10 protein-coding genes are annotated in these 15,335 nt (G+C 54.5%); 3 read left to right on the top strand and 7 right to left on the bottom strand.

The window, feature by feature from the left end; all coding sequences use genetic code 11:
- Positions 1-127: 127 nt before the first annotated feature.
- The 3 genes from asnS (at position 128) to FCL49_RS06105 (ending at position 4,376) form a co-directional block, all read left to right on the top strand.
- A complete protein-coding gene (asnS, locus tag FCL49_RS06095) occupies positions 128-1,528 on the top strand; it encodes an asparagine--tRNA ligase (RefSeq protein WP_153857303.1) in 1,401 nt (466 codons plus the stop codon).
- Positions 1,529-1,831: 303 nt separating this feature from the next.
- The gene (gene ompC, locus FCL49_RS06100; protein WP_272931544.1) at positions 1,832-2,941 is read left to right on the top strand and encodes a porin OmpC; all 1,110 of its coding nucleotides are present in this window, start codon (positions 1,832-1,834) and stop codon (positions 2,939-2,941) included.
- 244 nt (positions 2,942-3,185) lie between these two features.
- Positions 3,186-4,376, top strand: coding sequence for an amino acid aminotransferase (locus tag FCL49_RS06105; RefSeq protein ID WP_174352826.1), 1,191 nt, complete (start codon positions 3,186-3,188; stop codon positions 4,374-4,376).
- 68 nt (positions 4,377-4,444) lie between these two features.
- Here the strand turns inward: FCL49_RS06105 and FCL49_RS06110 are convergent, their stop codons facing one another.
- The 7 genes from FCL49_RS06110 to cmoM all read right to left on the bottom strand — a co-directional run bounded on the left by FCL49_RS06110 (position 4,445) and on the right by cmoM (position 15,214).
- On the bottom strand, positions 4,445-5,092 hold the full coding sequence (locus FCL49_RS06110) for an MBL fold metallo-hydrolase (protein WP_174352827.1): 648 nt from the start codon (positions 5,090-5,092) through the stop codon (positions 4,445-4,447).
- Between the two features lie 66 nt (positions 5,093-5,158).
- Positions 5,159-5,707: a YcbK family protein gene (locus FCL49_RS06115; RefSeq protein ID WP_020826147.1), complete on the bottom strand. Its 549-nt coding sequence runs from the start codon at positions 5,705-5,707 to the stop codon at positions 5,159-5,161.
- 181 nt (positions 5,708-5,888) lie between these two features.
- Positions 5,889-7,730 (bottom strand): L,D-transpeptidase, encoded by a 1,842-nt coding sequence (gene ldtD, locus FCL49_RS06120; RefSeq protein WP_174352828.1) that lies wholly within the window; start codon positions 7,728-7,730, stop codon positions 5,889-5,891.
- Positions 7,731-7,955: 225 nt separating this feature from the next.
- Positions 7,956-12,404 carry a chromosome partition protein MukB gene (mukB, locus tag FCL49_RS06125; protein ID WP_174352829.1) on the bottom strand — a complete coding sequence of 1,483 codons (4,449 nt, stop codon included), beginning with the start codon at positions 12,402-12,404 and terminating at the stop codon, positions 7,956-7,958.
- Entirely contained in the window at positions 12,401-13,129 is a 729-nt protein-coding gene (gene mukE / locus FCL49_RS06130; protein WP_174352830.1) for a chromosome partition protein MukE, read from the bottom strand. Before mukE ends, mukB begins: the two co-directional genes overlap by 4 nt.
- Positions 13,110-14,432, bottom strand: a complete 1,323-nt coding sequence (gene mukF / locus FCL49_RS06135; RefSeq protein ID WP_135315937.1) for a chromosome partition protein MukF — start codon at positions 14,430-14,432, stop codon at positions 13,110-13,112. The genes mukE and mukF overlap by 20 nt, the downstream gene beginning before the upstream one ends.
- Positions 14,429-15,214, bottom strand: coding sequence for a tRNA uridine 5-oxyacetic acid(34) methyltransferase CmoM (gene cmoM / locus FCL49_RS06140; protein WP_174352831.1), 786 nt, complete (start codon positions 15,212-15,214; stop codon positions 14,429-14,431). Before cmoM ends, mukF begins: the two co-directional genes overlap by 4 nt.
- Between the last annotated feature and the right edge of the window lie 121 nt (positions 15,215-15,335).

The raw sequence follows: 15,335 nt of genomic DNA on the forward strand, positions 1-15,335 counted from the left end.
CCAAGAAATGTTGCGCCGATACGGCGATTTCTACTTGTGCTCTGCACCGTGCCAAGTAACATAGCAACATCCCCATATTCTTGGGTTATAAGCTATTTCTAAACCAAATTATTAAAGAGAGAAATCTATGAGCGTAGTGCCTGTAGTCGACGTACTGCAAGGCCGTGCTGCGGTTGACAGTGAAGTCACCGTGCGCGGTTGGGTGCGTACCCGGAGAGATTCTAAAGCTGGTATCTCCTTCCTGGCCGTCTATGACGGTTCCTGCTTTGATCCGTTACAGGCCGTCGTTAATAATTCTCTGCCGAATTATCAGGATGAAGTGCTGCATCTGACCACCGGCTGTTCCATTGAAGTCACCGGCATTGTGGTGGCATCTCCGGGCGAAGGTCAGAGTTTCGAACTGCAGGCAACCGCGATTAAAGTGGTTGGCTGGGTTGACGATCCGGACACCTATCCGATGGCGGCCAAACGTCACAGCATTGAATACCTGCGCGAAGTGGCTCACCTGCGCCCACGCACCAATCTGATCGGTGCGGTTGCCCGCGTACGTCATACGCTGGCACAGGCCATTCACCGTTTCTATCACGAGAACGGCTTCTTCTGGGTTTCCACCCCGCTGATCACCGCCTCCGATACCGAAGGCGCCGGTGAAATGTTCCGCGTTTCAACCCTGGATCTGGAAAACCTGCCGCGTACCGATAAAGGTGCGGTCGATTTCAGCCAGGACTTTTTCGGCAAAGAAGCCTTCCTGACCGTTTCCGGCCAGTTGAACGGCGAGACCTATGCCTGTGCGCTGTCGAAAATCTACACTTTCGGTCCCACTTTCCGCGCCGAGAACTCCAACACCAGCCGCCACCTGGCAGAGTTTTGGATGATTGAACCGGAAGTGGCGTTTGCCGATCTCGAAGACATCGCCGAGTTGGCGGAAAAAATGCTGAAGTATGTATTCCAGGCCGTATTGAACGAGCGTATGGATGACATGCAGTTCTTCGCCGAGCGCGTAGACAAAGACGCCATCGACCGCCTGCAGCGTTTTGTTTCTTCCGATTTTGCTCAGGTTGATTACACCGAAGCGGTAGAAATCCTGATCGCCTCCGGCCAGACTTTCGAAAATCCGGTTTCCTGGGGTATCGACCTGTCTTCCGAACATGAGCGTTATCTGGCTGAGAAACACTTCAAAGCGCCGGTAGTGGTGAAAAACTACCCGAAAGACATCAAAGCTTTCTATATGCGTATGAACGATGACGGTAAAACCGTTGCCGCAATGGACGTTCTGGCTCCGGGCATTGGTGAAATCATCGGCGGTGCTCAGCGTGAAGAACGTCTGGACGTACTGGATCAGCGTCTGGAAGCCATGGGCCTGAATAAAGAAGACTACTGGTGGTATCGCGATCTGCGTCGTTACGGCACCGTACCTCATGCCGGCTTCGGTTTGGGTTTTGAGCGTTTAATCGCCTATGTAACCGGTGTGCAAAACGTGCGTGATGTCATTCCGTTCCCGCGGACGCCACGTAATGCAACCTTTTAATTAATCAGATAATACATTTTCTAATTAATTTAGTTACAAAACCAAGGCCAGCTTTGCTGGCCTTTCGCATTTTTTAATATTGACCCACGTCACAAAGTTCCCCGAATATTACTTTTTGTTACAAATACTTTCTTTTTGAAACCTCATTGCGACATTGGTAGCATTTTCGTTCTAGATTAACCCGCCAGTGAATGGAACACTGCGTGCAGACACAGGACGACACCAATCTATCAACAATAGTTCCAAAAGAATTATTGGCGGCAGTGGCAAAGGTGTCCGAATAACACCAATGAGGGTAATATAATGATGAAGCGCAACATTCTTGCAGTGGTAATCCCGGCTCTGTTAGCAGCTGGTGCAGCAAACGCTGCTGAAATCTACAACAAAGACGGCAACAAACTGGATCTGTACGGTAAAGTTGACGGTCTGCACTACTTCTCAGACGACAAAGGTAATGATGGCGATCAGACCTATGTTCGTTTCGGCTTCAAAGGTGAAACCCAGATTACTGACCAACTGACCGGTTACGGCCAGTGGGAATACAACGTTCAGGCTAACCACGCTGAATCTCAAGGCACCGAAGGCACCAAGACTCGTCTGGGCTTCGCAGGTCTGAAATTTGCTGACTACGGTTCATTCGACTACGGCCGTAACTACGGCGTACTGTACGACGTGGAAGGCTGGACAGATATGCTGCCAGAGTTCGGTGGCGATACTTATACCTACACCGACAACTTCATGACTGGCCGTACCAACGGCGTTGCTACTTACCGTAACAACAACTTCTTCGGTCTGGTTGACGGTCTGAACTTCGCCGTTCAGTACCAGGGCAAAAACCAGAACGACGATCGTGATCTGAAGAAACAAAACGGCGACGGTTGGGGCCTGTCTTCTACTTATGACATCGGCGAAGGCGTAAGCTTCGGTGCTGCATATGCATCTTCTAATCGTACAGACGATCAGAAACTGAATGCTACCGCTAAAGGCGACAAGGCTGACGCATGGACTGTGGGCGCGAAATACGACGCCAACAACGTTTACCTGGCAGCCATGTACTCAGAAACCCGTAATATGACTCCATACGGCGAATCTGACTTCACTATCGCTGACAAAACTCAGAACTTCGAAGTGACTGCACAGTACCAGTTCGACTTCGGTCTGCGTCCAGAAGTTTCTTACCTGCAGTCTAAAGGTAAAAACCTGTCTAGCCGTACCGCGAACGGTTCTAGCTTCGGTGGCGGCGATGCCGACCTGGTTAAATATGTTTCTGTTGGTACCACTTACTACTTCAACAAAAACATGTCTACCTATGTTGATTATAAAATCAACCTGCTGGACGACAACGAATTCACCAAAGCCAATGCCATCGCTACCGATGACATCGTTGGTGTAGGCCTGGTTTACCAGTTCTAAGTTGTCAAACTTAACGGTGGTTCACCGCCGGACAAGTTAAAAAACAGGGCTTCGGCCCTGTTTTTGTTTTTGCGTTCCCCTAACTTTTTATCCTGCCAAATCCCCCTTCCCCCTCATTTTTTATGCCGAATATGCGTCCTTCACAAGATCGAGGTGTTTTTCTCGCAAACGGTTGGCAAAGGGCATAACTGGCGCTACCCTGATGCTTCTGTCTGCTTAACTCCGAGCCATGGAAGCACCTGACATGTTTGAAAAAATCACTGCTGCACCTGCCGATCCGATCCTGGGTCTGACCGACATTTTCCGCGCTGACGCCCGCCCTAACAAAATCAACCTAGGGATTGGCGTTTATAAAGATGAAACCGGTAAAACTCCGGTGCTGACCAGCGTTAAAAAAGCTGAACAGTATCTGCTGGAAAATGAGACCACCAAAAACTATCTCGGCATTGAAGGTATTCCGGCGTTCGCCAACTGCACGCAAGAGCTGCTGTTCGGCAAACAAAGCCCAATCATTACCGACAAGCGTGCGCGCACCGCACAAACTCCTGGTGGCACCGGCGGCCTGCGTGTAGCAGCTGACTTCATCGCCAACCAGACCAGCGCGAAACGCATCTGGATCAGCAACCCAAGCTGGCCGAACCACAACAACGTGTTCGGTGCGGTCGGTCTGGAAGTGTTGGAATACGCCTACTACGACGCCGCCAATCATGCACTGGACTTTGATGGTCTGCTAAACAGCCTGAAACAGGCTCAGGCCGGCGATGTGGTGCTGTTCCACGGCTGCTGCCATAACCCAACCGGCATCGACCCAACGCCAGAGCAGTGGGCCCAGTTGGCCGAGCTGTCTGTGGCTAACGGCTGGTTGCCGCTGTTCGACTTCGCGTACCAGGGCTTTGCGAATGGCCTGGAAGAAGATGCCCAGGGCCTGCGTATTTTTGCCGCCAAGCACCAGGAACTGATCGTCGCCAGTTCTTACTCGAAGAATTTCGGTCTTTACAACGAGCGCGTGGGTGCCTGCACGGTGGTTGCTGCTGATGCAGAAACCGCCGACCGCGCCTTCAGCCAGGTGAAAGCCGCCATCCGCGCCAACTACTCTAACCCACCGTCACACGGTGCTGCCATTGTGGCAACCATCCTGGGCGACGATGCGTTACGTGCGCTGTGGGAGCAGGAGCTGACCGACATGCGTCAACGCATTCACCGTATGCGTCAGCTGTTCGTGAATACCCTGCAGGAGAAAGGCGCTGAGCAGGACTTCAGCTTTATCATCAATCAGAACGGCATGTTCTCGTTCAGCGGGCTGACCAAAGAACAGGTGCTGCGTCTGCGTGACGAGTTTGGCGTCTACGCCGTTAACTCCGGTCGCGTTAACGTTGCCGGCATGACACCGGACAATATGGCACCGCTGTGCGAAGCCATCGTCGCCGTGCTGTAAAACCTTCGCGCGACACATAGCAAAAGGGGCGCTCAAAGCGCCCCTTAGTTATTTCTGCCGGAAATAACCTACCAGATGGCCGGCTCTTCACGCAGGAACGGGTTGGTTTCACGTTCCTGACCGAAGGTCGACATTGGCCCATGACCTGGAATAAACGCCATGTCATCACCCTGCGGCAATAGCTTGGTGCGGATTGAGTTGATTAACGCCTGGTGATCGCCTTGTGGGAAATCACTGCGCCCAACGCCGCCATTAAACAGCACGTCGCCCACCAGCGCCAATCTCGCCCGCTCATTAATAAACACGATATGGCCAGGAGTATGGCCAGGGCAATGCAGCACCTTGAGCGTCATCTCGCCCACCTGCACGCTATCCCCTTCTTCCAGCCACCGGGTAGGCGTCAGCGGTGCGCACTCTTCCAGCCCAAACATGCGGCTCTGCGCAGGCAGCCCGTCCAGCCAGAAAGCATCTCTCTTATCCGGGCCGTAGATCGGCACCTGGTAATGCTCAGCCAGCTCAGCGGCCGCGCCAACGTGATCGAGATGACCATGCGTCAGCAGGATCTGCGTAACAGTTACGCCCTGCCTGGCTATTTCGGCCTTCAGTTTTTCAGGTTCACCGCCGGGATCGACCAAAGCCGCCTGCTGGGTGCTCTCACACCAGATCAGGCTGCAGTTCTGACTAAAAGCGGTAACGGGAATAATGTGGTATTTCATAAGGCTCCAACGACAACGGCGCCACACCCTGCCGGGCTGGCGCGACTCACTTATGGTGCACAGCGATTACCAGGTCCGCACCGGGCCGGTATCGATGTGTACGAAGTTGCTACGTGGGTAATATCCTACACCACCGGCGCTCATTTTTAACGCCGCTTTACGGATATTACTCAGTTGGATGCCTTCGATATGGAAGTCCATCGCCTGGCCTTTAGTGTGGTAGCTGTGTTTGGCCACACCGCGACTGCGTTCACGCAGCTCATTGTTGGTGTCCAGGGAGCGATAACCTGAAACCAACTGCACCGGCTTGTTGGTACCCAACAGACCTTGCAGACGATAGAGATGATCGAACAGACGAGGATCGATTGACTTGACCTTATTGGCTCGATAATCACGGAAGAGATGATTAAGACGGACTAACTCGTCTTTATTATATCCCTTGCCGTCGAAGAATTCGGCTTTAAGCGATTCGCCCGTATGCATATTATTTACAACCAAAATACGCGGACGAGAAGTAGAAAGACTGGCAAAGGCTTGCCCAGGGAGCAGCGCTATGCCTACGGCGGCGCTACCTAACGCCAGCCATTTACGGCGATGATGATCAATTTTGTCCATGTTTCTGTTAAACCCGGCAAGAATATCAAAATATATGCACAAAACAGCGCACTGCCCGAACCATAACCGCCCACACTGGCTGAGTCAACCCGTGATGTCCCGCGGTTTGCAGGCACTCACGCAATGAGTGCCTGCATCATGGCCCGATATTCTGACCGTTATTTATTTATAATTACTGCATTTATTGCATTAATTTTTCGGCCTGAGCCAAAATTTGTGCGCCCGATCTCACCGTGTCATCATAATTGTAAATATCTGTGCGGAATTGTGGCTTTCCATCATCAGAGACCCAGGCGGTTAAATAATACAATTTAACCGGAATATGCTGGCGGATATTTACGAAGGTGGTATTCCCCTGTTTCAGAGTGGAAGAAACACGAGTGTTGTTCCAGCCGGCATCCTGCAGCAGCATGTTCGCCAAATCCGAAGCCTTGTTGACCCGAACACAACCGGAACTCAAGGCGCGGATGTCTTTCTGGAACAAATTATGGTTGGGCGTATCGTGCAGATAGATAGCGTCCGAACTCGGCATATTGAATTTAAAACGCCCCAATGAATTGGTCGCGCCTGGTGATTGACGGATCCGGTACGGGAAATTGCGGGCCGACACCATATTCCAATCGATCATCGCCGGGTTAATCACTTCGGCATCGTTGCTCCAGCCCGAAAGCACGGTATAGCCATGCTTCTGGAAGTAGCTGCCGTCACGCATCGCCTTCGGTACGATATCTTCACGCACCAGCGTAGTAGGTACGTTCCACGGCGGGTTCACCACCACATTATTCAGCGCACTGCTCATTAACGGCGTCTTGCGGCTAGGTCGACCAACGATCACCCGCGAGGAAAGCACTTCATTGCCGTTCTGATAGTAGGTCAACGAGTAGTTGGGAATGTTAACCATAATACCGGTATCAACATGGCCGGGCAGTATCCGTAAACGCTGGATATTCAGTGCCAACAGCGAGGCGCGCATTTGCGGCGTTACGTTAAGCCACTCGCGAGTGCGAACGCCAATCACGCCGTCAGCACTCAGCCCCTGCCATTTCTGGAAGCGCTTAACGCCTTCGACCAGATCGGGGGTATAGCGATTATCGGTGACGGTAACCGGGCTTTCCTGTTGCTGCGAAAAAGGCGATTGCGGCGTTGGGACCAGATCTTTGACAGGAGCGGCGGCCGGGCTGACAACGGCACTCTGGCTCTCGCGACTTTTTTCTTCATCAACCGACAGGCCACCATCGTCAGGCTCATTACGCGAACCGGTCAAAACCGCAGGGGGATCCTGCGCTTCCACCGGTGCCGTAGAAGGCGTCAGCATGCCGTTACGCGCCAGGATCTCACGCAAGGCTGGGATATCATCGCTCAGTTGATCGGGGCGCAGGCTTGGACCATTGGCCATTTGCGGCCACGGACGGCCATCGGCCAGCATGTCCCGCAGGGCCTGATGCATCTTGACGTATTGCGGGTGCTGCGGTGCCAGCTTGTTGACATAAGCCAGCGTTTTGCCCTGACGCACCGCCAGCTGCCACTGGTTAATCACCGTATTGGGCGGCAGACCGAGTTTGTAGGGAATATTGCTGTAGAGCCAATTATTACCGTTGGCACCGATGGACGAAACGAACTGCAAATAGCCCAGCATCGCATCAGACAGCACCACATCGCGCGCCACGTCGGTAATTGCCGGGTTGGTCAACAGCTTCACCCATTGGGTAAACTGCGGCTGTACGCCGGACATCGCCAACTCGGCCAGTTGCTGCTGAAATTGCTGAACCGCTTCGCGATCCTGCCACATCAATTGCATCCGGTTCGCCGCGTACAAAGGAGCCAGCGTCGAAAGATAATAGGGTGTGATACCTTTCGGTAATGCCGCCACTATTTCCGAACGGCTTTGCGCCACTGACATGCCGGATGACGCTACCGGAAACGCAGGAACGGTTGCCCATACGGGTAAAGACGACGCAAGACCACATGCGATTGCGCAACTTAACGCCAGCCGCCGTACAGTGTTTCCATTTCTAAGCAACATCCATTGCCCCCTGTATGCTCACAAAAAATATAACCAAGACAACTTATTAGTTTCAGTATACGAACAGAAAAGCCATTTTGCCCTTTGGGTGCCTATGAATAACTGTTATTTCATTAGGCTACTCGGTTTTCAGCGCAGAAAAAAGCAGGACTATCATCCTCCCGCACAAAAAAATAGCCACCCTTGGGCGGCTATTTTCAGATTATTAGCGGGCTTTTTTTGCGTTTACGGCGTTTCTGCCGCAGTAACACCCAGAACCGGCGGCTCATTGGCAAAACCGCGCAGCCCTACTACGTGTACATGTTCATGATTCTGGAACACTTTACGCACCAGTTTATAAGTCGTGCCTTTTTCCGGGCTGATATTTTCCGGTGCTGCGATGATCAGCTGCATTTCCAGACGATCGCACAGCTCGAACAGCGTAGCGATGGATTTGGCATCCAGTCGCGCCGCTTCATCGAGGAACAACAGCCGGCAAGGAGAAATATCTTTACCGCGCAGACGGCGCGACTCTTCTTCCCAGCTCTGTACCACCATGACCAAAATCGACATCCCGGTACCGATCGCTTCACCGGTCGATAACGCGCCACTCTCTGCACGCAGCCAACCATCAGAGCCGCGGAAGACTTCCACTTCCAGCTCCAGGTAGTTGCGATAATCCAGCAGCTCTTCACCAATGGTCTGTGGCGTACGCTGCCCCATATCAATCTGTGGGTTCAGACGCTGATACAGCTTGGCCAAGGCTTCCGAGAAGGTCAGTCGGTTGCTGTTGAACAAGTCCTGATGCTGTTCCTGTTGTTCGGAAAGCACGTCCAGCAGCGTCGCATGCGCTTCACGCACGTTGACGTTCAACCGCACGCTCTTCACCTGTCCGAAGGAAACCGCCTGCAGGCCCTGGTTGAGCATGCGGATACGGTTCTGTTCGCGCTGGATGGTTTTGCGAATGATGTTCGCCACGCTCTTGGAGCTGATTGCCAGCTTCTGCTCACGCGCGGTCAACTCTTCGGTCAGGCGGCCCAGTTCGATCTCCATCTGTTCGATGGCTTCAACCGGATCGTCGGTACGGATGATATCCTGACGAATACGCTCGCGCAGATGCTGATAGACCGCAATATAGAACTGGATCTTGCGTTCCGGACGCTTGGGATCTTCCGACAGGCGCAGCACATCGCGCAGGTGTTCGTTATCCGACACCGCCAGACGCAGCGCACCGAGCGCCTTATCCGACATTGAGCGCAGCTCGTCACCGTCCATATAGGCCAGTTCGCGGCGGTGCAGACGACGTTCAACGCCATTGTCTTTCACCAGGCGCATCACGGCGCACCAACCCGCCTTGGCGGTGACCACCTGCTCGCGCAGTTGATAATAATCGCGCTCCAGCTTGCGCAGTTTCTTCTGCAGACTGTCCATTTCCGCTTCGCAGAAGGTCAGCTGTTTTTCCAGTTGGTTTCGGCGCGCGCGGTTGGTGCTCAGGGCCGTATGCAATTCATCACGACGAGTGCGCGCACGGGCTTCGGCATTGGCATCCGCCTGCACACCGATGTCTACCAGTTCCTGGCTCAGCTCTTTGAGCATGTCGCGCTTGGCGTCATACGAGCTTTTCAGCGATGCCAACACCTGGCTGTACTGGGTGAACTGGGTCTGATACTGGCGCAGTTGCTCACGGGCACGGGTACGTTCCGCTTCCGCATGTTCCAGACGCTGGCGCAGCTTGTCGTTCAGATCGTTATTGGCATTTTGCATGCCGGCAGAGTCGGTATAGCTGAAGTGCGCGCGACGCTGCACCACTTCAATCAGGGCAAACGCCTGCTGCTTGGCCTGACGCTGCACGCTCTGCGCCTGAGTGTAATCCTGCTGCAACTGCTCATGCTGCTGCGGATCGCTCTGCAGTACCGACAGCAGCGGCTCCAGCTTGGTCAGGGAAACGCCGTGCTGCTGAATATGACGCGCGGCATCCTGCGCCTCTTCCAGCTCTTCACGGATTTCTTCCACCCGATCCTGCAGGGTTTCATCGTTTAGCAATGAAACCAGCGGCGTCAGACGGTTCAGTGCAGAAATGCCCTCTTTCGCCTGATCGTACTGCTGACGCTGCTGCTGGTTCTGCGCTTCATGGTTATTCAGCGCACGTTCGATTTCACCACGGCGGGTATTGAGGCCACGGATCTCGGCTTCCGGATCGGCGTCAAAGGCTACCGCCAGATGGTTACCGATAAAGCGGCTGAAGGCCTGGTGCGAACGCTGGGTTTTCTGCACGTCGAACGACAGTGTGGCATAACGCTCTGCCAACTTTTCCCGCTCGGCATGCAATATTTCCAGGCGATTCTCACGTGCGGCACGGCCAAACAGCGGCACTGCCGGGTAACGTGAGTAACGCCACTGGCGCTCGGCAGTTTTAACCAACACCGCGCGGTCTTGTTCTTCGACGGCGAATACGCTGTCATCGAACGACTGCGGATCCCCTTCGATCAGATAGAGATCTTCCGGGCAGTCTTCCAACCCTTCCAGCATCTCACGCACCAACGACAGATCCGGCACCACGATGGCGTGGCGCGACGGGCCGTACAAGGCGGAGAAATACGGTGCATCGTCGATGGTGACGTCGTCGTAGATTTCGGACAGCAGCACGCCACCAAAACGTTCGGCCAGCGTGACCAGACGCTGATCTTCGGCACCGCCAGGCTGGCTGAGACGTTCAATTTGCGCTTCAACAGCACGTTTACCGGCAGCCACTTCGTCACGCTCAACGGTAGTTTCACGTTCGCGCTCCAGCAGTTGCTGCATGTATTCAGTCACCTGCTGGCTGCTTTCAAGCGCTTCACCGCTTTGCTCGCCAAGCTGGCTCAGAGCATCCTGCGCGGCCAACCAGACAGGTGCGCGGGTGGTCAGTTCGCGGATGCGTTGCTGAATTTGCTCCAGTTCCTGGCGCATTTCCATCCGACGCTCACCGGCATCGCTAACGCCCTGCGACAGCGATTCCAGACGCTCTTCCAGTTCTTGTTGCAGAGCATCAAGTTCGTCCGGCTGATACTGCTGTCCATGGCGTTTACAGAACTCCTGCAGCAGACGCTCGGCGTCCTGCTGGGAGCGCAGACGCTGTTCCAGCTCGCTCAGGCGCATACGCAAGGGTTGCACGCGTTCGGCAAGGTGTTGCTGTGATGGCCAGTCGCGCAGCAATTCGCGCGCACACTGCCAGGCTTCGCTGCGGTTGACCTGGCCGGCGATTTTACCCACCAGTTGGTAAGCCTGTTCAAACTGACCGTGCGCGGCGTCGGCCACGCTCAGTTTTTGCTCAAGCATCAGCAGCGCTTCTGTGGCTTCCTGCTCACGCGCCTGGAAAGTATCCAGCCAGTGTTCGGCATTTTCGGCGGTCAGTTCCGGCAGTTGGCACAACGCGCGAGCACGTTCCAACGCTTGCAACGCCTGCTGATACTGAATGGCGCGGGTCTGCTGCACGTCGAGCGCCTGCTGGTAGTCGGCGAGTTGGCTTTTCAGCTCATCCACTTCCAGTTCGGCGGCCTCGGCACGCGCTTCGTTTTCGGCCTGTTGTTCGCTGGCCTCCGCAACCACTTCATTCTGTTCTTCCAGTCGGTAGGTCAGCTCTTCCAGATCGCCTTCATAACGCTCGATCTTTTCCTGCTGACGCATCGCCGTTTGTACCAGATTCAGGTGATCGCTGGCGGCCTGATAATCGGTTTCCAGATCGGATTCCGCACCGCTTTGCTCCGCCAGTTCACGCGCCATTTCAACATGACGGAATTGCTCGGCGGCCAACTGTTTGCGACTGCCCAGCAGATCGCTGCGTAGCGCCAGTGCCCCGTCCAAATGAATGCGCCGCTCATTGGCATGACGCATGTAGTCCGCCGCCACGTAAGAGGTGGCCTCGGAAATCAAATGTTTGAACAGGTCGCGGTCGGATTGGGTCACGCGGATCGCTTCCAGCGTCATGCGGTTTTCACGCAGCGCCGCTTCCATGTCCTGGAAGGCCTTGCGCACACCGCTGTTTTCCGGCAACAGGTAGTCGCGCAGCGAGCGGGTGATGGCGCTGGAAATACCGCCGTACAGCGAGGCTTCAATCAGACGATAGAACTTGCTGCGATCGGACGATGAACGCAGGCGTTTCGGGATCACGCCCAGATCGAACATTAGTGAGTGGTAATCGGTGATGGAGTTAAACTGCTTGAACTGCACCCCTTCCATCTCTTCGACGCGATCTTTCAGTTCCTGCAGCGACAGTACGCGCGCCTGGCGCTCACCTACCGTTTGGGTCAAAAGCTCCGTCGGCTGCACGGCCGTCGGCAGGCCCTGGATCACGAACGGCTTGATGTCGACCTTGCGGTCACGGCCGGCGACCTGCTGCAGACGAACACCAACGACCACACGTTGGTGGCGCGAGTTGAGCACGTCAAGAGTCGAATAACATACCCCGGCGCGCAGTTTACCGTGCAGGCCTTTGTCGCGTGAGCCGCTGGTGGCGCCGGCTTCAGTGGTGTTACGAAAGTGCAACAGCGTCAAATCGGGGATCAGCGCAGTGACGAAGGCCGCCATGGTAGTGGATTTCCCTGCCCCGTTACCGCCGGACAGCGTGGTCACCAACTCATCGAGATCAAAGGTGCGGGCAAAGAAGCCGTTCCAGTTAACCAACGTCAGCGAGCGAAATTTACCGCGTTCAATCATTCCTGTTCATCCTCTGCACTGTCCGGTGTGGTATCAGGCGCCGCGTCTTCTGCATCGCTCTCATCATTCAGCAACAGGCTGTTTTCAACCGGCATTGCTTCGCCGTCGCGGATCATACGCAACTGCGCTTCACGCGGATCGTCGCCGCTGCGTACATCGGCGCCAAAGCGGAACACCGCCTCGGTAATACGGAATTTGCTGCTGTCGTTGCCCATGAAATAGACCATGCCCAAACGACGCAGGCGGTTCAGTGAAGTACGTACTTTTTCATGCAGCTTCTGGCGATCAAGATCCGAACCGGTAGAGCGCTGATTAACGAACTTCAGCAATTTGCTCTCGTCCGCCAGGCTTAGCAGTTCGTCGTACAGCTCCTGATGGCTGAAAATGCCCTCATGCGCCAGACGCTCCGGACTGAGATACAGAAAGCACAGAATTTTCCCCACCATCATATCCAGCTCGGACAGTACCGAACGCGGGATCAGCGTGGTAGAGCGTGGACGCAGGTAGAAGAATCCTTCCGGCGCGCGGATCAGCTCTACGCTGTAGCGGGTGTAGAATTCTTCCAGTTCATCCTGGAAATCCATTAAGAAAGCGTGGTTGTCCAGTTCATCGATACCGATGTGACGACCCGCACGCAGTTGGCTGTCCAGCGCCGGGAACAGCGCGTTAGACAATGCCTTGGCCAGCTTGACTGGCATTATTTGTTCAATATTTGTCGATGACATGGGCCTGGACCTTGGCTCCGTAATCATTGATTGCCTGCCACTGTGCCGGCAACCCTGAAAAATCTGCTTCAGCCACACCAAGGCGCACTGCCTGGTCGACCACTAAACGTGCCACATCGAAATGACGAGCACGCGGATATTGCGCCAGATAATCGCGCATTACCGCCCCTAAATTGAGCGGCATCTGTTGTTCCTGATAAATCTTCAGTGCCTGTTCGATCATTGCCGCCAGCTGCTCGCGGATTTCGCTGAACTCTTCGAACTCCAGATCCGGCGGCAGTTCCCCGGTCACTTCCTCGCTGCGCAACGCCAGTTCTTCGTCTCGCATATCCAGCAGACGGTCGGCATTGGCATGGGTCAGTGTCCATGGGTTGTCGAAATAGTTTTGCACCGACTGACGCAAACGCTGGGCAAATACCCGGTTCTTGTCCATGTCGATCGCGGTACGGATAAATTTATGCACGTGGCGGTCGTAGCCAATCCACAGGTCAATCGCCTGCTGGCCCCAACTGATTATGCGGTCAAGCTTGCTTTGCAGGTCGAACACCAGTTTGTCGATGAAGCCCAGTTCTGCTCCACCCAGCGTGGCATCCTGAATACGCAACAGGTTGGCCTGCAGTTTATCGCCCGCCGCCTCCAGCGTATCCTGCAGTTCGCGCAGGGTACCCGAGGTTTCGGACAACAGCATCTCACAGCTGGAGATCGCCGCACGCCAGTCTTTGTTCAGCAGCGCTGCGATGTCGTCCTTCACGCCCTGCTGTTGTTCATCCATAATCCGCTGGGTCAAATCGATACTGTCGAAGATTTCCGCCACCGAATATTTCAGCGGTGCAAACACGTTACGGTGCCAGTGGAAATCATCACCGCCCTCATCGGCGGCGTCGGCAGCGCGTTTGAGCTCCTGCGCCACAATTGACAGCTGCATCGACAAACGCAGCGTGGAGAATTCGCGCTGACGGATATAGTAATCGGTGATACCGATGCCCAGCGGCGTCAGACGGTAAATCGCGTTACCGTCCGCCTGTTCGCTGATAAAACGGTTTAACAGGCGCTGGCGCACCATGTCGTTAATCGCATTGTTGGCGCGCACGGCCACCGTTTCATGCGTCTGTTCGAAACCCTTGCTGACATGGCGAAATGCATCAACCAGCTCACCTTCGCTCATCTCGCCGTCCAGCCGCTCGCCGTTCAAAGTGGCGATGGCAAGCAAAAACGCGAGACGCTCCGTAGGGAGCGAAATAGAGAAATCATTTTTCCGTGCCCAGGCGACCAGTTCGGGTACTGTCTGGGAAAATTCACTCATAGTTCGTCCTTCAGGTTTGGTTTATGCGCCATGACGTGAATATAGCGCCCCAAACTCACGTACGGCTCCTGCCGGCAATAGTGCTGTTCAAGCGCCAGTAACTCTTCAAATTTTTGTGTCTGTAACTGCCTGCTCTGCAGATAGTCGTGGAACACCCGCACGCCGGTTTTCCCGCTGATGCGCATGCCCAACTGTTCCAGCCAGCCGTACACCTGCGGCGGACTATGCGGATACTGCGGCGACAACGAACGCTTTCTGCGTCTTCTGACCTCTGGGTTCACCAGTTGGAAATTACCCAACACCACGTTACGCATCAAGAGGCCATTGGCGTTAAAGAACATCAATGACAATGCGCCACCCGGCAGCAGGCAATGAAATAACGCCTGCAACGCAGCCTCAGGTTCGGCGATCCATTCAAGCACCGCATGGAACAATATCAGATCAACCGGCTGTTCCAAGTGTTGACCAATATCCTGAGCTGAACTTTGTATGAATTGCATGTTCTGGCTCACACCTTTCTGCTCAGCCAGCAACGCGGCGCGTTGGATCATCTCACCAGAAAGATCGCACAACAACACCTGATGTCCTAATTCTGCCAATTGGCAGGCCATATGGCCTTCGCCACCGCCGGCATCCAGAATGCGCAGCGGCCGCTGCGGCAACTGGGCCAACAGCGTGGTCAGATCCTGCCAAACTACCGCCTGGCGGATTTTCCCTTTGGTGGTGCCGTAAATATTACGCGCAAACTTTTCAGCAATATCGTCAAAATTGCGATCCTGCATGGACAACGGCTCCGCTGATCTTATCCGGCTGGGGGCAAAGTACCAGCCCATTCAAACCTGCTATTTTGGCACAGACTGGCTTAGAATGAATCTTCTTGCGGCCTGATTGTGCCCGGATGTC

The sequence above is a fragment of the Serratia proteamaculans genome, assembly GCF_013337185.1.
GTDB classification, from domain to species: domain Bacteria; phylum Pseudomonadota; class Gammaproteobacteria; order Enterobacterales; family Enterobacteriaceae; genus Serratia; species Serratia proteamaculans_D.

Coding starts and splice junctions, on each gene's coding strand:
- ompC (WP_272931544.1), top strand. CDS start 1,832: ATGATGAAGCGCAACATTCTTGCAGTGGTAATCCCGGCTCTGTTAGCA.
- cmoM (WP_174352831.1), bottom strand. CDS start 15,214: ATGCAGGATCGCAATTTTGACGATATTGCTGAAAAGTTTGCGCGTAAT.
- ldtD (WP_174352828.1), bottom strand. CDS start 7,730: ATGTTGCTTAGAAATGGAAACACTGTACGGCGGCTGGCGTTAAGTTGC.
- asnS (WP_153857303.1), top strand. CDS start 128: ATGAGCGTAGTGCCTGTAGTCGACGTACTGCAAGGCCGTGCTGCGGTT.
- FCL49_RS06115 (WP_020826147.1), bottom strand. CDS start 5,707: ATGGACAAAATTGATCATCATCGCCGTAAATGGCTGGCGTTAGGTAGC.
- mukF (WP_135315937.1), bottom strand. CDS start 14,432: ATGAGTGAATTTTCCCAGACAGTACCCGAACTGGTCGCCTGGGCACGG.
- mukB (WP_174352829.1), bottom strand. CDS start 12,404: ATGATTGAACGCGGTAAATTTCGCTCGCTGACGTTGGTTAACTGGAAC.
- FCL49_RS06105 (WP_174352826.1), top strand. CDS start 3,186: ATGTTTGAAAAAATCACTGCTGCACCTGCCGATCCGATCCTGGGTCTG.
- mukE (WP_174352830.1), bottom strand. CDS start 13,129: ATGTCATCGACAAATATTGAACAAATAATGCCAGTCAAGCTGGCCAAG.
- FCL49_RS06110 (WP_174352827.1), bottom strand. CDS start 5,092: ATGAAATACCACATTATTCCCGTTACCGCTTTTAGTCAGAACTGCAGC.